Annotated in this window: 11 protein-coding genes; all 11 read right to left on the bottom strand. The window is 35.5% G+C overall.

The features are described from left to right. Window positions 1-19 precede the first annotated feature (19 nt). The 11 genes from AST99_RS18295 to AST99_RS18245 all read right to left on the bottom strand — a co-directional run bounded on the left by AST99_RS18295 (window position 20) and on the right by AST99_RS18245 (window position 20,539). Complete coding sequence (locus tag AST99_RS18295) at window positions 20-2,320, bottom strand: family 20 glycosylhydrolase (protein WP_069727885.1); 2,301 nt, start codon at window positions 2,318-2,320, stop codon at window positions 20-22. A 72-nt stretch (window positions 2,321-2,392) separates the two neighbouring features. Next, complete coding sequence (locus AST99_RS18290; protein ID WP_057784294.1) at window positions 2,393-4,465, bottom strand: right-handed parallel beta-helix repeat-containing protein; 2,073 nt, start codon at window positions 4,463-4,465, stop codon at window positions 2,393-2,395. A gap of 63 nt (window positions 4,466-4,528) precedes the next feature. Continuing rightward, complete coding sequence (locus tag AST99_RS18285) at window positions 4,529-6,061, bottom strand: sulfatase family protein (RefSeq protein ID WP_157486466.1); 1,533 nt, start codon at window positions 6,059-6,061, stop codon at window positions 4,529-4,531. A 15-nt stretch (window positions 6,062-6,076) separates the two neighbouring features. After that, window positions 6,077-8,545, bottom strand: coding sequence for an alpha/beta hydrolase-fold protein (locus tag AST99_RS18280; RefSeq protein ID WP_057784291.1), 2,469 nt, complete (start codon window positions 8,543-8,545; stop codon window positions 6,077-6,079). Window positions 8,546-8,554: 9 nt separating this feature from the next. Beyond that, window positions 8,555-9,856 (bottom strand): alpha-L-fucosidase, encoded by a 1,302-nt coding sequence (locus AST99_RS18275; protein WP_083495737.1) that lies wholly within the window; start codon window positions 9,854-9,856, stop codon window positions 8,555-8,557. 31 nt (window positions 9,857-9,887) lie between these two features. Further along, on the bottom strand, window positions 9,888-12,239 hold the full coding sequence (locus AST99_RS18270; RefSeq protein WP_083495736.1) for a GH92 family glycosyl hydrolase: 2,352 nt from the start codon (window positions 12,237-12,239) through the stop codon (window positions 9,888-9,890). 16 nt (window positions 12,240-12,255) lie between these two features. Continuing rightward, entirely contained in the window at window positions 12,256-13,743 is a 1,488-nt protein-coding gene (locus AST99_RS18265) for a sulfatase family protein (RefSeq protein ID WP_069727884.1), read from the bottom strand. A gap of 6 nt (window positions 13,744-13,749) precedes the next feature. Next, entirely contained in the window at window positions 13,750-15,606 is a 1,857-nt protein-coding gene (locus AST99_RS18260) for a beta-N-acetylhexosaminidase (protein ID WP_057784286.1), read from the bottom strand. 2 nt (window positions 15,607-15,608) lie between these two features. Further along, entirely contained in the window at window positions 15,609-16,397 is a 789-nt protein-coding gene (locus tag AST99_RS18255) for an SGNH/GDSL hydrolase family protein (protein WP_057784284.1), read from the bottom strand. 8 nt (window positions 16,398-16,405) lie between these two features. Continuing rightward, entirely contained in the window at window positions 16,406-17,842 is a 1,437-nt protein-coding gene (locus AST99_RS18250) for a glycoside hydrolase family 30 protein (RefSeq protein WP_057784282.1), read from the bottom strand. 6 nt (window positions 17,843-17,848) lie between these two features. Beyond that, entirely contained in the window at window positions 17,849-20,539 is a 2,691-nt protein-coding gene (locus AST99_RS18245) for a glycoside hydrolase family 3 protein (RefSeq protein WP_057784280.1), read from the bottom strand. Window positions 20,540-20,542 lie beyond the last annotated feature (3 nt).

The following is a 20,542-nucleotide window of genomic DNA, read 5'->3' as shown; positions in this document are numbered from 1 at the left end:
AACGTTTTTTTATCTGAAATTAAAATCCGGTAACCGAGCTATCTAAAGGTAATAATTCCTCGCCTTGTAATCCGTACTTTACCTCTATAACTCTAGGTTTATCGCTTGGTCTATATGTAATAGTTATGGGATGAAACCCTTGTTTTAAAGCTATTTTTCCGTAACGTTTTCTAGGTCCATGCCAACCGCTATTATCTACAACAAGATCTTCTCCAATCATAAGCACATCGCCACCATCTGAACGGGTTTCGAATTCATAAATACCATCTTTTTCAGCATTAAAAAATCCTTTATAAACTACAGAAAATGGTTTTCTATCTTTTAAATCTCCTAAGGCAATACTATCTACTTTTGTAAAATTAGATGTGGTTGGAGTTTTAACATCTGCCACTGTCTTAAATTTACCATCTAAAACCCATTGTTTTAAACCTTTTTCTTCTAGAGAAACCGTTACTGGATTTACATATGCTTTCTGAATAACTTTAGTCGATTTTAGATCATTATAAATATCGCCTCTATACGCACGCGCTTTTATCTCAATTGTATCATTTACTATAAACGGTCCGTCATATTTTATAGATTCTTGTGTGGGTACACTACCATCTTCAGTATAATAAATATCTACACCTTCTAAATCGTAAGCTAAATTTAAATTCACAGCTGTACTATCTACAATTACGATTTCTTTCTCTAAACCTCTCACTGCAGGAATATAATAATACACCCCTAAAGCATCTAACCTGTCATATTGATCTTCTACTCTACTGTTAAAATCTTCAAAATCTTTATCGTGTTCTGACCAAGCATTTTCAGAAATCACCAAAAATCTTGGAAAGGCCTGATATTGTAAGCGCTTAAAACTAGGAATATGCTCTGACCATAAATTTCCTTGAATTCCTAAAACATGTTTGGTTTCTTCTTCTGTAAAATCTGCAGGTACGGGCTCATAATTGTAAACGTTTTCTATAGGATTTCCATCGTTTAAATAATCGAAATAATAAGCTGCTGTAGTCGTAATTACAATATCATTCCCATTTGCTGCAGCGGTCTTTGGCGCATCTGGCACCCAGTTTCTCCACCACATTACATTAGCATCTTTTGTTAATCCGCCTTTTACAATTTCGTCCCAGCCCATGAATTGTTTTCCTTTAGATTTTAAAAATTGTTCTATATCTCTATTGAAAAAAGATTGCAATTCGTGCTCGTCTTTTAGGTTATTATCTTTAATCGCTTTCTGGCAATGCGGACACACTTCCCAAGAGGCAATATTAACTTCGTCTCCACCAATATGAACGTATTCTGCAGGAAATAATTCGACTACCTCATCCAATACATTTTTCATAAACTCATAAGTCGTTTCCTTACCTAAACACGTTGGATATGTAAATACAGTATCCCAACCAGATTCTTCGTTACATGATAAAAACGGATAGTTATCTATAGCCGATTTAAAATGCCCAGGCATATCGATTTCTGGAATTACAGTAATACATCTCGCATCTGCATACGCGACAATCTCTTTGATTTGATCTTGCGTAAAGAAACCACCATACTTACGTTCGCCATCAATTTCTTTAAAGTTAGATTCATCTATAGTATATAACTTATTTTCTACAGATCGGTCCATGCAAATGGTATCCTGATTATTTGGTGTTCTCCATGCTCCTTTTTCTGTTAGTAATGGATATTTTTTAATCTCTATACGCCATCCCTGATCATCTGTTAGGTGCATATGATACGTATTCAGTTTATACAATGCCATATAATCTAAAAATGCTTTAACCTCATCTATATTAAAAAAGTGACGACTAAAATCCATATGCATACCACGCCATTCATAACGCGGTTCGTCTTTTATAGTTACAGCAGGAACAAACCAATCTGCTGCAACGGTCTCTTGACTTTCTATAGCAACGGGTAATAATTGACGAATAGATTGTACGGCATTAAAAAATCCGCTTTCTTCTGAAGCTTGAATTGTAATTATGGTTGGATTAACCTCTAAATTATATCCGCCTTCTTTTAGTCCTGCTACAGTTTCAAATACAATTGCATTATCTGCACTAGTATTCTGAATAGCTAAATTGAAACCTGCAGCTTTACCGAACAAACCCGTTAAATAATTTGCCGCTTTTTTCTGGCTATCGTCTTTTAGAATAAGTGCTGTATTCGATTCTACTTTAAAAAAGCCTTCATTTAAATTTAAACTTAACGGTTTAGGAAGTATAGAAACATCTTCTTGTTTAAAAGTCGGATTGGGTTGTTGCGAGCATGAGGTAAAAATAACCGTTAACAACATTAGTACTACATATTTTCTCATACCTTATAGAATTATATTCTGTTTGTTTTTATTGTCTATATTTTAAAATTGGCAAAATTTCGCTTTCAAAATTTAACCTCTACTTGGATTAAGTTGAACGTTTTTTTCAACGGCTTTATCAAAATCTTCAATAATTGATTGCGATAATTTCGCTTTCTCTTTCCAAGACTTATCTCCGAATACACCTGCTTCAGAATAATTAAAAGGTTTAAACTTTATTTTTTTATAACTTTTTTTACTCTTAAAATTAAAATCAGCTTCTAATGGATTGTTAAACTCTGGATCGATTAAAAAGCTATGCTTATCAAATCCCTTTTTACGCCAATCTTTAAACGAGTGCTTATTGAAATCGTACTCTGTTCCAGCGGTATTCCAGTATATATTATAATCTATATCTGCAATAACATCATCCCAAGCGCCTTTAGCAACCATCCCTTCATTAAACACCACAATATTGTTGGTGAATGTAAAAGATTTGTGATCTTCAGCAATTGTGCATTGCATCTGATATTTTTTAGCAAAGGCCAATATGTTGTTGGTTACTATATTTTCTTTACCGTAATTTTCTTGAAAACCACCAGTTTTGGTATTGTAAACTAAATTGTTTCTGAATATAATTCCAGAAGACCCTTCATCTGCATACATTCCCCAGCCACCGTAAGAATACGAATGTATGTGATGAATCAAATTATTTTCGACCACCGTACCTTCTGAAGCCCCCAAAGTATAAATTGCAGCCATATCACTCAACAAATCCCAACCAATATGATGGATATGATTATAAGAAATTCTATTACGTTTGGCTAAACTTGGGGTGTATCCCCAAACCCAACCTACAGAAATTCCAGTGTAGTAAAAGTTTCCAATATCGTTATGTGTAATGTCATTATCGGAACTGTGTCCGACCCAAATTCCTACAGCTGCAGGAAACTCTTGTCCGCCAGACTGAATGATATTATTATTTATGGTGATATGATGTGTATGCTGCTCGCCTTCTAAAGCTTTAAAGTCGCCTAAATACACACCACCGCCTCCAATATTATGGATATATGTGTGATTGATTTCAGATTCACTAGAGCCTTTTCCAAACCAAATGGCATGCTGCCCAATCTGAGACACTTCACAATTCGTGATTTTAATATCTTTAGCGCCTTCTATCATGATTGCGGCATTAAGAATGGCTGCCGCTTGATTGGGTTCTGAACCTGTTGAAGGTATTTTGTAATGACAATGTTTAAAACTTAATCCTTCAAAATAAACATGTTCTACATAATTATTTTGTGTGGCATCTCCGGCTATCGTGATTAAATTCTCCAAAACAGGAGCAATAACTTGGGTATGTTCTAAAGTTTCTTCTGGTTTAGGTTTGTAAAATAGCTTGCCCTGATTATTTAAAAACCATTCCCCTGCAACATCTAAAGCCGCTTTGTAATTTTCAAAAACAACACGTCCACCTTTCTTTAAAGGATTCCATGGTTTCATGCCTTTTCCTGAGGTGGTTATCTTTAGACTATCTGCATCTAGAGCATCAATATGTCTTAACGTATAATCCCATTTATGGAAGGCTTTAAAACGCACATCCTTAATTTCATTTTTCTCAATTTTATGTAGCACATTAAAATCTTCAGTGTGTAAATAGAGGTCTTGTTCTGCCCGATCTGCAACTCTTGACGTTCCTGGTTTCCAAATATTTTGAGTAACTGTGTCTAGGACTATAAAACCTGTATTTGGTGTTTTTGCTAGAGTGGCACGTGAATTATTTACATAAAGTTGATCGAATTTCCATTTATAATATACGCTTTCTGGAATGGTCTTTTCCCACATCCCATCTTCATTTACAGAAAACCCTGAAATTAGTTTACCACCGCTAAATACCGGATGTGCACCTTCTTCTGCCTTATAAATTATAGGATCTGTTGCAGTTCCGCTATCTTCTGGCAATAATAAAAGAGGCGCTTTCATAAAATACATACCGTCTTCAATAATAACGTGAAACGTTTGTGTTGTAAAAGATGGATTTTTTTTAATTTCTCTTATAGCATCTCTGGCAGCCGTTAATGTCGCTAAAGGTTCTGCTTTTGTTCCCTTGTTTGTATCGTTCCCATTTGGAGAAATATATAGCAACTGTTGTGCATACATATTCATACCACATAAGCATAACAAACACCATATGTAATTATATATTTTCAATTATCTTTTTTTTGTAGATTAATGTTCTTGCGCTGTTAACTTTAGAAACTGTTCTTCATTGGCTAACCCCATCATATTAGTTTTACGGCCTTTTGTGCGCGCTGCAGTTTTACGTATAACCTCTAATTTTATATCTGTTGGTAAGCCTTTTGTTTTTGAATACTTTGGATTACTATCTGATTTAGGCAATGCATCAACTTTAATTTGAAATTCGTTTAAAACCGATTGCATTTCGGAATGATCTATTAAATTCTGAGTTTCGTACGGATCGTTTTCCATATCAAATAGGCGATGAATTTGCTGAAGCGTATCGACATAAACTTTATATTTTTCATTACGTAAAACCCGATCTCTAAATATAATATTGTTGACTAATCTGCCTTCTGTATTGACATGACCAGATAATCCCCCCATAGAAAGGATATAATCCCGTTCACTATTTTTGTCTTCTGCTCTAATTACATTCGCGAATGAATAGCCATCTAATTCATAGTCTGATGGTTTATCTGCACTTGCTAACTCTAACAATGTTGGAAAAACATCTGTAAAATCGACTAAAGCATTCGTTTCAAAATGTTTCTGATCTGGGGTTCTTACAATAAACGGAGCATTAATTCCATTCTCGGTTAAATAGGCTTTTCCACCACGTATATACGCACCATTTCGTTTTCCTATTATAGATGGCGATGTACCGTTATCTGTAGTTAAAACCACATAGGTATTATCTGAAAGTCCAGATTTTTCTAAATGATCTAGAATTTTTCCAACAATATAATCAGTATAACGCACCATAGCCAAGTGCTTTTCATATTTGGTTTTGGCTTCTGGTTCATGCGGTGTGCGCACAAACGGACTATGAGTTAATACCATAGGATAATACACACAAAATGGCACCTCTTTATTTTCTGTCATAAATTTAATGACGAAATCGGAGAAAATATCTGGGCCAAACTTCCCGGAATAGGTTTTACTTCCTTCTGTTGTAAAAATATACGAATCCCAATACCGATTATCACTCGGGGCATTTCCAGATTCGTAACCCGTCCACATACAAAAGTCATCGAATCCCGCTTTTTTCATGGCATTAGGTTCTATTCTAAAATCGTTTATTTGCCATTTACCTGCAATACACGTTTTATAGCCTAGCTGTTGTAAAGACTTGGCGAAACTCGGATTTTTATCAGCATCAAAATTTGCGCCGTGTCCCCAACGTGGCACGTCGTAATGGTTTACCCAACCGTTATTGTAAGGATATTGTCCTGTAATTAATGCCACACGACTTGGTGTACATTGCGGCATAGAATACACATTATTAAATTTTATACTTGTATTTACTAAAGCATCAATACGTGGTGTCGTTATTTCTGTTGCACCGTAGGTAGGAAACCACTCTTTCCCTAAATCGTCAACCATAATAAATACAAAATTTGGTTGTTTTTCAAGCTCCTCCTTTTTTACTACTTCGGCTGTCTCTTCGACTTTTTCTTTACATGAACACAAGCCTACAACTAAAGTGAGTAGTAACAGTTTTTTTATAATGTTGGATTTCAAAAGTTTGGTATCGTTTTAGTTAGTCTTCCATTCTATGTCACCTTGCTCTAAACTCCAGTCGTTACCGTAAAACCCAGTCGCTTCAATACCATTTATACCTTCTTTAAAAATGGTATTATTAAAAATCATAACATCGGGTGTATCGGTACCAGAACCAAAATATTTATTAGGTATGGCGGCTTTAAATCCGTTTAATCCTGTTCCTGTAATTACAGCAATTGAAGCTGTATCACTATCGGTTCTCGGGTAAGTTAAATAAGCACCATAATGATCGCCTTTAAACGACTGATCTCCAATTTGTATTTCGTTACGTTTAACTTGAACTGGACTATCATTAAGCAATACCTTCCAAGCACTGTTTGTTGAAGCATTACCATAAAGTATTACCGAACGATCTTTATATTTTTTCAATGAAAAATCTTTGTCCGAAATAATATCTATTGAACCGTTACCTCTGTAGTAAAACGTTTCGGCATCAAAGCGAGCCTTATTAAATGCCCAATCGTTTTCTGCTTTGGTTCCTTTAGTACCATACACAAAAATCATGTTGTCTTTAAAAGCTTCTTTAAAATTACCATAACGTGTTGGGTTTTTCTCAAACGCATCTGTAGGTGCTTCGGTTAATACCCAAGTTTCATTGTCTTTTTTAAACCAAGCTTCAGTTTTATTTTTCGCATCTAAATTCTGAAACTTAACACCATCAATATTAATATTTACGGTGTCTGAAGCAATCGTATGTTTTAAATCGACTTTAAATGTTTTTAAGTTTTCGGTTTCTATAGAAATATTACGTGTTTTTAAAACCTCATCCTTTTTAATTTGCTTTTCAGTTCTAACGTTTTGAGTCGCTTTTACACCTGAAAATTCAAATAATTTTTCCTGCTGATATAAGGTGATATAACGACTTTCTGAAGACACACCTGGATTAACTGTTCTAAACTCGAATGTTTTAACCACATCGTTATCCGGAATGGTATGCCATTTAAAATAATCGAAAATGGTATGAAAATCGATTCCAAACCAATGCTTTTTATCTTCATATTCTAAGTACGCAAAATCGGTATGAAACTCTGCTAAATGCTTACGCATAAAACGGGCTTGGTCTACAGAGACCACATCGTCTGCATCGCCATGTTGAATGTAAACACCATGATGTAAATAATTTCTTGACAGTTCTAAAGTATGACTGGCATGATTCGCTCTTGTAAACATATGCTCTAAAGCAGAGGCTTCTTCTAGCTTATCTTTACCAGCATAAGAAAATAGCGAATACCAACCAGAAATAGGTGCAATGGCTGCCCACTTATCAGGAAAAGTAGCACCTAAATGCCAAGTTCCGTGGCCACCCATTGAATGCCCCGTTAAATACGTACGTTTAGGATCTGTACCGTACATCTCTTCGGCAATATTCTGAACTTCCATGGCATCCCAACGGCCCCAATCTTCCCAATTAAAACCAAAATCTCTTCGATTTGTGGGTGCAATAACATGCCCCCAATCTTTTGCTTTATATTCTGCTGCTTGTCGTCTTGCTTCTACACTTGCGCCATGCACAGATAAAAACATGGCCGGTTTATCTTCTGTTTTTAAGTCGCCTTCTTTAACAGAGAAATATTGCACACTACCATCTATATCAGAAATAAATGTTCTAGAATAAAACTGCTCTGGTGATTTAACTTTATATAACACAGAAGCTTCATCTAAAAGTGTATTACCTTTATATAACTTCACTTTTACTCTAACCGTATCCTTTTCTGTATAATTATCTTCTACATAATAAGGTACTTTTCTCATAGCCATAGGAATTATAGCAGGAACTTTGGTCGCAATACTATGACCGTTAGTTTCTGTTACAATTTTTAGACCTTTTAGATTTTTTAAGGTTGAATTTAAGATACGTATAGATCCTATTTTAGTATCGTTTTCAGTGGTTAAAAAATCTGGAATAGTCATATCGCGTTCTAATAATGCGATAGGTTTTTTTATCGCTAACAGTTGCATGTTAACCTGACCACGACCACCTTTTACTAAAAATGTATTTTCGCCTTCTTTAAGTTGAATCGGATGAAAAGTTAAATGCTTATTATATACATCGCCACCACGAGGAACGCCATTTACATAGACTTCGTTATGCCCAGAAATCTCTAAGATTTTAAGTGCTTTTTCAGGTGAATTATAGGTTACAAATAAGTAACCCCCACGTAATTTTCGGCTTTTAAACACGCCCTTTCCATCGGCTTTAATCTTTTCCCAACGTTCGGTTTCTTCGCGTCTGTTTACACCTATACTATCACCTTCTTTTGGTCTGTAAACATCTTGTGTTATAAAATCGCTAAATACAGGATCTTTGTAAATAATAGTACGTCTAGCCTGATTTGTTGCTCCAACAACTAATCCATTTACTAATGGAATGGTGTCTTGAGCGCATAGCACTATACTTGAAAATAAACTTATAAATAATACCGAAACGTTTTTAAAATTCATTGTAATCGCTTATTTTATTTTTAGTTTTAAAACCTCATCGATGTCGTTTATATTCGCCGTATCGATATAAATAAAAGCGCCTTCTTTGTGTTGTTTAAATTTGTATTTGGTTTTACCATCAAAACTTGTAGCAGATACTATTTTAGCATCTAATTCTGGAATAAACAAATACGATTCTTTTGGTTGGTTTATAATATGTACATATAACGTATTATCTTTTTTGGTAATAGTTCCCCATTCTTGATCTTTAATTACGTTACCTCTAGTTCCGTAAATACTCTCTCCATATTTACTTGTCCACTCACCAATTTCTCCTAAAGTATCAACAAATTCTGGTTGAATTTTACCATTAGGCATAGGCCCAACATTTAATAATAAATTCCCGTTTTTTCCAGCTGCTTTCACTAAAAAATGAATCAGTTGTTTTGTAGTTTTAAACTTTTTATCATAAATACTATAGCCCCATTTTCCTGCCATAGTTGCACAAGATTCCAATGGTAATTGGCTTACGTGCACACCATCACTGTAACCGCCATGATTTTCTCCTGGTAAATCACGTTCGAAAGTTTGAATATCGTCTCCAGCTATTGGCTGAATGTGATGATTATTTGCTATTAACGTACTCGGACTTAGTTTGTGTATTAATGAATAAATCTCATCATATTGCCAATTTGCTTCTTTTTGATCCCAATGTCCATCAAACCAAATACATCCAATCTCACCGTAATTCGTTAATAATTCAGTTAACTGCGCTTTCATAAAATCTACGTATTTATCCCAAGCTTCAGCATCTCCTTTTTTACCTTGTTTATAATCGTCGCGTTTCCAATCTAATAACGAATAGTAAAAATTCAATTTAATACCTTCTTTTTTACAAGCTGCAGCCAATTCCTTCAATGGATCTTTACCATATGGAGTCGCATCAACAATATTAAAATCACTAGCATCTGTATCGAACATACTAAAACTATCATGATGACGCGAGGTAATTGTAATGTATTTCATCCCTGCATCTTTCGCTATTTTAACCCATTCTTCAGCATTAAATTCCTGTGGATTAAAAAAGTCTGCTAATCTGGAATAGTTGTCTCCATTTATTTTCTTAATTAACATGACCCATTCGCCATCGGCTAAAATACTATAGACTCCCCAGTGAATAAACATACCGAATTTCATATCCTGAAAATCCTCACGTGCAGCTAAGTTACCTGCTGTTGGTGTGTATTCTGGCATAGGGTAATCGTAATGCTTCTGCGCATTAACCGTCATTATGACCAAACTAAATAAGATGACTAAAACTGATTTTTTCATTGTATATAAATTATTATTTCGTGTTGTTGATTTAATTTAATTGCGGTGTTGCTCCCATTTCCATTTCTAAAACTCCCCCTTGAGTAATTTCTTCGTGAGTAATCCAATAGCGGTCTAATGGTTTGCCATTAAGTTTTAAAGATTGAATGTAAAGGTTGTCTTCAGAATTATTATGAGCTAAAATTTTGAAGGTTTTCCCTGTGTAATATTCATTATCTAATTTTATTTCAATGTCGTTAAACACCGGACTTGTTATTTGATAAATATTATCGCCAGGATTTACAGGATGAATACCTATTGATGCCAAAACATACCATGCAGACATTTGTCCAACATCCTCATTTCCGCACAATCCAAAAGCATCTGTTCCATATGCATTGCTACATATTTTACGAGTATATTTTTGGGTTAAATGTGGCACACCAGCTTCATTTAACATAAATGGCACGTGGTGTACAGGTTCGTTTGGATGATTGTAGTAATTATTCCAAAGGAAATCTTCCGGCGTATTATCAAAGAATGAAATTAATTCGTTTTTAAAAGCTTCTTCTCCGCCCATTAATTCCTTTAAACCATCTATATCATGCGGAACAAACCAGCCTTGCTGATACGGATTACTTTCTATACAACCTTGTCCATGCACCGTTTTGCCTTTCCACTCTAACCATATTCCAGAACTGTCTTTCGCTCTAAACCAATTAACCTCCTCGTTCCAAATGTTTTTGTAATTTTTACTCTTTTTGAAATACGTCTCAGCAATTTCATGTTTCCCTAAAGATTCTGCAAAAGTTGATAATGCCCAATCTGAATACGCATATTCTAAGGTTTTTGAAATGTGTTTGTTTGCATAGCCTAATTCGCCATTACCCGTATTATTTACAGTATTTAATGAGTATTGAAAAGCTTTCTCTACATCGTAATTTCTGATACCTTTCTGATACGCATCATTAATCACTGAAACAGCTGGGTTTCCTAACATCACTCCTGAATACGAGTTTAACATTTCCCAACGTGGCAAGTATTCTCTACCACTAAACTCCGCCATTTGTAATAAGGAATTAATCTCATCGTTTACCAAACTTGGATTGATAATGGTTTGCAAAGGAAATTGCGACCTAAACACATCCCAACCACTAAATATAGTGCGGTAGGTAAAATTGTCTGTTTGGTGTACTTTTTTATCCGCTCCGATATAATTACCATTAACATCTGAAAATGCACGCGGATCTATTAACGTGTGATAAAGTGATGTGTAAAAGATTGTTTTTTCTTTATCTGTAGCACCTGAAACCGATATATTAGATATGGCATCACTCCATAAATCACGTGCTTCTTGTCGTGTTTTATCGAAATCCCAATGATTAATATCATGCTCTAAATTTTCTTTAGCACCAGCAATACTCACAAAAGAAATACCACTTTTTACCAAAATTTCTTCTCCTTCTTTGGTGTCGAAATTATTATAAAAGCCAAGATGTTTCCCTTGCATTTCATTTTTGCCTTCAAAAATATCGGCATTTTTAACTGCATCTTGATAATTGTCTCTTCTAATAAAACGCATCTTTCTTGGTACATCTGGAATATTAGCGCTCCAAATACCATAGTCTTTTAGAGGTTTACTAAACTGACAATAGAAATACACCACGTAATCGGCATTTCCTTGACCAGCACCCCAACCTCCACCTTCTGGCGGACATTTCATCCAACCTTCAATGGTGTTTTCGTTTACTACTTTAATGTATTGTTCTGTAGACGTACCGCCCACTCTACGCGATAAATCTATTTGTATACGAGAACTATCGCTCTCAGGAAAAGTAAATCTGATAATTCCTGCTCTTGGTGCAGAAGTCAGTTCTGTTCTTACTTTATAATCATCTAAAGTGACGGCATAATATCCGGCTTGGGTGATTTCAGTATCGTGAGAATAACGCGAACGGTACCCACTTTCTGGATTATCTGGTACTCCTCGATTGGTTTGTAGTTTCCCTACTGTTGGTGTAACTAAAAAGTTTCCTAAGTCGCCAAACCAACCAATACCACTCATATGTGTAAAACTGAAGCCTTCCATAGTAGGATGCTCGTAAGAATATCCTGGACCATTATCGCCTCCTGTAAATGTATCTGGACTTAATTGCACCAAACCAAAAGGAGTTGCCGAACCTGGAAATGTTTTTCCAAAACCGTGCGCATCCTTAGATTTTTTACCATACGTTACGGCTCCAATTATTGGGTCGATATAATCTACGGCTTCACGTTCCTGTTTTACAACCGCATCTTGTACGACTTCTTCTGTATTTGATTTAGAAGATGAACAAGATACAGCAATAAAAACGCTGAATAAAAGCACACTAAATACAGCACTATGTTTATTAATTATTGTCATAAATTATAACTCTTTTTTAATGTGCAGCTGATGCTTTGGTCTGTCCTGTTTTAAACATATCTACCTTAACATCATTCTCTTGTAACGTTCCTGAAGTTGTTCTTCCATTTTCAACAATTTCTTTCAATTGTGCTGTCATTTTTTTAACAAGTTTTGGATGTTTATCATACACATTAGTCGTTTCTTCCACATCTGTTTTCATATTATACAACTGAATGTCTGGATAGTTTTCTTTCATCGCTTTACTATCTGTCGGACTAGACCATCCGCCAGAACCTGGAGTAAGTTCTAATTTCCATTTTTTATTACGAATAGAGAATTTTCCATTAATAGAGTGATGCACCACTAAGTTATAATCTGTTTTCGCTTTTTTATTCTCTAACAATGGTAAAATACTATATGAATCTACTCCTTCATCATCGCCTAAACTTAACCCAGCAATTTCTGCACATGTAGCCATTAAACTGGTTTGACAAATCAGTTTATCGTTTTCTGAACCTGCTTCTATTTGGCCTGGCCATTTTACGATAAATGGAATACGATGTGCCCCTTCCCAAATATCAGATTTATAACCTCTGAAATTTGCACTAGGATAATGTCCAAATTCTTTTTCTAATTTTCCTGCTTTTGCCACGGGTGCAGAACATCCATTATCACTTGTAAAAAACACCAAAGTATTATCTGCTATACCATTTTTTTCTAGAGCTTCTAGTACACGACCTACAACATCATCGGTTTCCATTACAAAATCTGCATAAGCACCCATACCACTTTTACCTTGCCAAGCTTCTGAAGGAACAACTGGACTATGTGGCGAATTCAACGCTAAATACATAAAGAACGGTTCATCTGTTTTAGAAGCATTAGCGATATAATCTTCAGCATTATCTCCTAAAAATTGTAACATTTTAATTGGCGGCATTTTATCTACAACCTTATCATCTTTAATCACGGTTTTCATCACTCTAGAGTGGTGGAAACCAATATAAGAATCGAAGCCACGTGATACTGGTCCGTTTGGCACTGTAGATCCTATTGCTGGTCCTACAACTTTTTTACCATCGTAAACCTGAACAGGATTTCCATCATCATCAACAAATTTGAATCCAAGATGCCATTTCCCAATCGCTGCTGTTTTATATCCTGCTTTTTTAAGCATTTTAGGAACGGTTGTCAGATCTTCAGCAATTAATGGATCTAATTCATCTCCACTCGCTAACACACCATGTTGTAATCGTGATCGCCAAGAGTAACGCCCCGTTAAAATGGCATATCGTGAAGGCGTACAAACTGCAGAAGCTGAATGCGCATCTGTAAACGTCATGGCTTCTTTAGCAAAAGCATCTATTTTAGGCGTCAGAATTTTTCCTTTTTCAGGATTTAAAGCCTGTACATCTCCATACCCCAAATCGTCACAGATAATATATAGGATATTCGGCTTTTTTTGAGCCGACATCGTACTCACAAAAAGCATTAGCAATAGTGTTAATTTTGAAATTTTCATATATTTCTATTTTAATCTTATTTCAGTAATTTCTCCTAATAACTCCCCAGCTTCGTTAAATAATCCTGCTTTTAAAAGGTTTTTAGGTTTAGTCTTAAAATGTGATTCATATTTATTCGAATTAACTGTAGGCTCGCTGCCGTCAACAGTATAATAAATATCGAATCCTACAGTTTCTGTCTCTAAATACACAATAGCTTCAGTATGTAATTGATCTATCGCAAATGCTGGGTAAACCGTAAACATACTTTTGGCCACGTTGATATTATCCCGTTCTAAACGTTCAAAATGAGCGTTTTGTAAAGCATATTGAAAACGTTCCCAACTTTTCACTTTAGGCTGACTCCAAGATACTTCGGCGCTTGCTAAAGTTCGTGGATACAACATATATTCAAAATGTGAAGCAGTTGGCGTAAATTCTGCCCATAAGCAAGTTTCGTTACCTAATACGCTACTCGCCTCTTCTTCTGTTAATTCTGATGGAATCGGTTCGTGATTATATACCTCAGATAATGGCAAGACCGAATTTGGTCCTTCAGGCTCCATAAACGTCGGACCTTGTACTCTGCTAATATAAGAATGCAAGTACGATGCCATAATTGTTGGATACCCTTCTCTTGGCGCTTGTAATTCTGGTGTATGCTTCCCTCTACGCCATGCCATAATAGTTGCACCTTTTGCGCCTTTTCCGCTTAAAATTTCATCCCAACCAATCATGGTTTTCTTTTGCGCAGTCACAATTTTATTCATACGTTGTATAAAATAACTTTGTAACTCTTCTTCATCTGCTAATTGATGTTCTTCCATTACAGATTGACAATGCGGACATTTTTTCCAATTGCTTTTGTTACACTCATCGCCACCAATATGGATGTATTTAGATGGAAATAAATCGGCAACTTCTTCAATAACATCTTCTAAAAAAGCATAAGTTGTTTCTTTTCCTGCACAAACTGCATTATCTGGTGCTTTACCACCAACAGCAACTTCAAAGTTTGCATCAGTTTCTCCATCATAACAAAATAATTCAGGATAAGATGCCACTAAAGCTTTACTATGACCAGGCACATCGATTTCTGGAATAACGTCTATATTTCTATTTTTAGCATAAGCAATCACTTCTTTAATCTCTTCTTGTGTATAAAAACCTCCTATAGGTTTAGGTTCTTCGGCAGTAGCAGGTTTTCTGCTCCACCAATGTATACTATCTCTTTCTGCACGCCAAGCTCCTTTTTTAGTCAGGTTTGGATATTTTTTTATTTCAATTCTCCAGCCTTGATCGTCTGTTAAATGCCAATGAAATGTATTGATTTTATAGGCTGACAATACATCAAGTTGTTTTTTGATAAAATCTACAGTTTGAAAATGACGAGACACATCAAACAACACCCCACGCCAATGAAACCTCGGATTATCCTGAACCAACATACTCGGAATTGCTGTTTCGGTTGAAGCACCTAAAGGAATTGCTTGCCTTAAGGTTTGAAATCCATTAAACAAACCAGCATAATCTGTTGCTTTTATAAGAATATTCGTTGGCGTTACTTCTAAAACATAACCTTCAGCATCTATTGATGCGTCCTTTACTTTTTTAAACGCAACGTAATTGGAATTAACATTCACACGGCTTGTTTTCACCTCTAATGTTAAGCCGACTTCTTGCTCCAGTTTTTCAACAAGTATTGGTTGTAATGCCTTTGCATAAGCTTTAGGTATAAATACTGTAGTTTTTGCATTTAATTTAAAGCCACCATCTTGAAATACGACAGATTCCGGTTGTGGAATAAACGTATTTTTCTGGTCTTGTGCCCAAACATTAAGCGTTAAAACAAAAAATAATATTGTAAGAATTATTGACCTCATAGTTATAAATTTTCTGCAATTAGTTTAGCAACTTCCTGTCCTTGTGCGCTTTTTCCTAATTGATTGTAATGCACATTATGTGGCTTTATAAACCACTCACTTTCATGTGGTTTAGTAAAAGCATACAAATCGTTTATTTGTATTGATGGATAATTTTCCAAAACAGATAAAGCAGCAACATTGTATTTTTCGCTGTCGCCTGCAAATCGTCCATCGGCACCTTCGCTTGGCACTGCTGTTGTTGTTGCAAAAATTAATTTTGCCTTTGGATATTCTTTCATTAGATACTGACAAATCTTATGTAGGTTAGCTTTGTAAGCGTCTATACTATTAACTTGTTTACCATTTATTTTATCAAGTTTCCCATCTTTCAAATACTTTAAATCGTGTAATCCCACATTAAAATGGATCACATCCCAATCAAAATTCCAACCTTCTTTTAAATAAGGCTGAAACATGGTTGTTTTAAAAGTTTCCATAAAAGGAATAAACTTATCACTAGATTGCCCATTTTTATGAAACCTAAACACATTGGCTTGTCCTTCTAATTCTTTACGTACTTTTGGTGTGTAGCCTATAGAAATAGAATCGCCATAGATAAACACATTAGGCAATTTTTTATTCGGACTTACATATTTAAAGGCTTCGCCTGAATTGGCTAGTTTTTTCCAAGCTGCACGTGACACCTCTTCATTATAAGCATCACCAAACACATTTATAGACGCACAAGATGTTGCAGTTGCATATAATGTTGTAGCACCTAAATATTTTACAAATTGTCTTCTATTCATATTTCAACCTATAAAGTAACAGTTAATGTGTTAAAAGATTTAGCACCTAAAGACGTTGTAATTTGTTCATTGTTTATATTAAACTGAAAGTCTTTAGTTTCTGTAGCATCATTATAAGCTAAAATAACTACAGTGTTTTCTGTTTCGTTATAAAACACGATAGCATGCTCATCATCTCCATTCGTATCAATTTTAACAGAACCAGGCGCTACAAAAGCACTTAGATGTTTCATTAAATAAAACTCTGGATTATAAGTAATCGCTTTGCTTTGGCTGTCTATAGAAATCATAGAATTTTGTTTCCATCCCCACTGGCTTTTACCTGTTTCGTCTAAAACCATATTCCAGTACATGTATGAATTTGCACCATTTTCAAAATAGTGTTTCATTAAATTAAAAGTATATTCTGCCGCTGCCCAGTCGTTAGATCCGTCTCCACATTCGGTTTCGGTTTGCATAAGTTCCATGTCTGGATATGTAGCATGAACGGCTTCTATAGCACCTTTTCCAGCCCACTGAAATCCAACACCATCAATATATTTCTTTGCATTTCCGTATTCAATAACATCGGTTACGCGCTCTAATTGCGGACGCTCTACTGTTCCTAACCAAATTTCTGAATCGATATGTTCTGCTTCAAATTTAGGCCCTAAATAATCTGCAATAAAGATTCCTAAATCTTGAGGCTTCCATACACATGATGGAAAATTTTGAGCCGAATTGTATTCATTTTGCACATGTACAGCACTAATATCAATCCCTTCTTGCTCGTAAGCTTTTACAAATTTCGCGAAGTATAAAGCGTAAGCTTCATAGTATTCTGGTTCTGTAATAAAACGTGACACTAGCTCTTCTGTAGAACTCCATTCTTCTGGTAAATCGTTAAACTCTGGATTCGCTTTACACGCATAATGTTTGCTGTGTTTCATCCACGATGGCGGACACCAAGGCGATGCCCAAACAGCTACATCTGGATTAATTTTTTGAGCTTCTTTTATGTACGGAATTAAACGTTTTTTATCGCGATCTATAGAAAAGTTTTCCATAGCAAAATCGCCTTCAGTTTCATTATGGCTATACCAGTCTACAGCATAATCGTTCGCACCAATTGGCATTCTGCATAGACTGAATTTACATCCTGTTTCTGGATTAAATAAATCGTTTAAAATTTGTTGCTTTTCGTCTGGAGTTACCATGGCCAAAGCATCCCACCCCAATTCGTTAAAGCACCCTCCAAAACCTGTAATTTCTTGCTGTTGTGCTGTTGTATTTACAACAACCGTAGCATCAGGTTTAGAATCTGCTGTGTTTTTAGAATATGTTTTATTGGTCCAAACCGCATCTTCTGTACTTGTTTTCCAAGTGACTGCTAAAGCTTTTTCTTCTTCTTTACATGCTGAAAGCACAACTAAAGCGCATACTACAAGTCCTTTTATATATCTCATATTAAATTATTTTACGGTTAAAATTTTTCTTAATCTTATGTCTTTAGACGATGCGCCAATCATGATTCTAAAATCTCCTGATTCTACCACACGTTTTAAATCTTTATCTAACATAGATAAAGCTTCAGGTTCTAAAGTAAATGTGATGATTTTTGAAGCTCCTGCTTTTAAAAATACACGCTGAAACCCTTTTAATTCTTTTATAGGTCTTGATACTGAAGACAACTCATCTCTGATATACAATTGAATCACTTCATCTCCATCAACAGCACCTGTATTTTTAACAGTACAAGTCACTTGTATAGCTTCTGTTGAAGCAATATTATTTTTACTAAACGTAATGTTTGAATACTCAAAAGACGTGTAACTTAAACCGTATCCAAATGGAAATAAAGGTTGTCCCGTTAAATTATGATAGTTATCTCCTCGACCTGTTGGTTTGTTGTTATAGTATAACGGACATTGAGCCTCGTCTACCGGGAATGTTATTGGCAAACGTCCTGCTGGGTTTTCATCTCCAAAAAGAATATCGGCAAAACCGTTTCCTCCATTTTCTCCAGCATACCACGCCATAATAATACCATCTACATCGTTAATCCAATTGGCCATTGTAATGGCGCTTCCTCCAACTAAAACTACAACTGTTGGTTTTCCTGTTGCAGCAACCGCCTTAATTAAGGCTTCTTGATGTCCTGGTAAAGCCAATAATGCACGGTCTCTAAATTCGCCTTCGTGTATACCTGCAAAAACTACAGCGACATCACTTTGTTTTGCCTGATTTACTGCGTCTTCAATTTGCTGCTCCCATTCTTGATTAATTTCTGCATCCCAAACCAATTTAAATTTGGCATTTCCTGCAGATTCATAAAACTCAATTTTCACATCATAAGATTTATCTGCTTCAAAAGAAAAGGGTTTTAAAATGGTATTATACGATTGTTTTTTCCAGTTATCAATTATCAACTTACCATCTAAATACATGCGGTAACCATCGTTCCCTTCTATTCCAACATTAAATGTTCCTGATTTAGGCGCTTTAATTTGTCCTGACCAACGTACAGAATACCAATCGTAAGCTAAACTTTCGTCTGGTGAAAATAACGTCCACCCAAAGCCTACTTTTTTATCTATGCGCTTAACTTTTGGCGTTCCACTTAATGTAATATTATCATAATAATCGCCTTGTAAACCTTCAACAACTTTTCCATCTTTTGTAGTCGATAAGTATTTGGTAGGAATAACACTATGATTTTCTTCTTTTAGAGATACGCCTTCTGCATAATTAATTTGCGCTGCTCCTATTTTGTTAGCAACACCATCAAACATAGAAACTAAATTATTTCCTGGTCCGCTGTAGCCTCCTAATCTTACGGTTTTAACATCGTGACCTATTAAGGCAATTTTTTTAGTGTTTTGAGAGACCGGTAACACATTGTTACTGTTCTTAAGTAATACCATAGATTCTGAAGCTGCTTCTCTTGCTAATGCTCTATGCGATTCGTGTCCGTTCCAAACGGCAGCTTGTTTTGCATCTACATAAGGATTTTCAAATAATCCCAATTCAAACTTAGCTTTTAGAATTCTGCTTACTGCTTCATCTATAGCTTTAATATCGACCATCCCTTTTTCATAAGCTTCCCAGAATAACGGGTAATGATTATAGTTGGTTTGAAACATAACATCTAATCCGGCCTCAACCGCATCTTCTGTAGCTTCAGCATAATTTGCCGCTGTAAAATGTAACACATTTGCACCTCCAGTTGCTCCAGCATCTGAAATTACAAATCCGTCAAAGCCCCATTCTTCTTTAAGTTTAGTACGTAATAACCATTCATTAGATGTACAAGGTGTACCATCTAATGAGTTATAAGCCGTCATTACAGAACGTGCGCCTCCTTCTTTAAAAACTGCTTTAAATGCTGGAAAATAAATTTCTTCTAATAAACGCTCGTTAAAACTAATAGGATAACTATCGCGACCACCAGCACCAACATTAGCTACAAAATGCTTTGGTGTTGTAATGACTCCTGCTTTTTCAAATTGACTGATAAAAGACAAGCCCATTTGTGTGGTTAAATACGGATCTTCACCATAGGTTTCTTCAACACGTCCCCAACGTACATCGCGAGCAATATTTAATACAGGTGACAAAATTTGACGAATACCTCGTGTTTTTGTTTCTTTTGTAATTGCACTTGCCACATTGCCTACTAAATTGGTATCCCAAGTCGCTGCTAATCCAATCGCTTGCGGATACGTCGTTGCACCATCTCTAGCCAAACCATGTAAAGCTTCATTAAAAGGAATAATTGGAATACCTAAACGTGTCTCTTCTAAGAAATATTTCTGAAGCGCATTAATCTCCTCTGCCATATCTTGAGCACTACCTGTAGAACCGTAATCCATTATTTGCTCGGCAGCATTATCGTTTTTACCTTTAGATGAAATTTGAAACCCGAAAATACCATGTTTCAATTTATCTTTTCCAAGACTTAAATCGCCCGGAATCATGAACATTTGCCAGAATTTCTCTTCTAATGTCATGCGGCTTAACAAATCTTGTACGCGCGTTTCTACTGGAAGTTTTGGATTTTTATACGGTGGATCTTTTTTGGTAGAAAAGCCCAAAGATAGGCTTAATACACCTCCTAAAACGACCAATACGAGAACTTGTTTTATGTTATTACTTTTTTTCATCTT

Origin of the sequence: Formosa algae (assembly GCF_001439665.1) — a bacterium.
Classification (GTDB): domain Bacteria; phylum Bacteroidota; class Bacteroidia; order Flavobacteriales; family Flavobacteriaceae; genus Formosa; species Formosa algae.
This window is presented reverse-complemented; position numbering and strand designations above follow the sequence as displayed.

Bases quoted from the DNA above. Each gene is read 5' to 3' on its own strand.
- AST99_RS18245 (WP_057784280.1), bottom strand. From the start codon at position 20,539: ATGAAAAAAAGTAATAACATAAAACAAGTTCTCGTATTGGTCGTTTTA.
- AST99_RS18265 (WP_069727884.1), bottom strand. From the start codon at position 13,743: ATGAAAATTTCAAAATTAACACTATTGCTAATGCTTTTTGTGAGTACG.
- AST99_RS18295 (WP_069727885.1), bottom strand. From the start codon at position 2,320: ATGAGAAAATATGTAGTACTAATGTTGTTAACGGTTATTTTTACCTCA.
- AST99_RS18250 (WP_057784282.1), bottom strand. From the start codon at position 17,842: ATGAGATATATAAAAGGACTTGTAGTATGCGCTTTAGTTGTGCTTTCA.
- AST99_RS18260 (WP_057784286.1), bottom strand. From the start codon at position 15,606: ATGAGGTCAATAATTCTTACAATATTATTTTTTGTTTTAACGCTTAAT.
- AST99_RS18255 (WP_057784284.1), bottom strand. From the start codon at position 16,397: ATGAATAGAAGACAATTTGTAAAATATTTAGGTGCTACAACATTATAT.
- AST99_RS18275 (WP_083495737.1), bottom strand. From the start codon at position 9,856: ATGAAAAAATCAGTTTTAGTCATCTTATTTAGTTTGGTCATAATGACG.
- AST99_RS18290 (WP_057784294.1), bottom strand. From the start codon at position 4,465: ATGAATATGTATGCACAACAGTTGCTATATATTTCTCCAAATGGGAAC.
- AST99_RS18270 (WP_083495736.1), bottom strand. From the start codon at position 12,239: ATGACAATAATTAATAAACATAGTGCTGTATTTAGTGTGCTTTTATTC.
- AST99_RS18280 (WP_057784291.1), bottom strand. From the start codon at position 8,545: ATGAATTTTAAAAACGTTTCGGTATTATTTATAAGTTTATTTTCAAGT.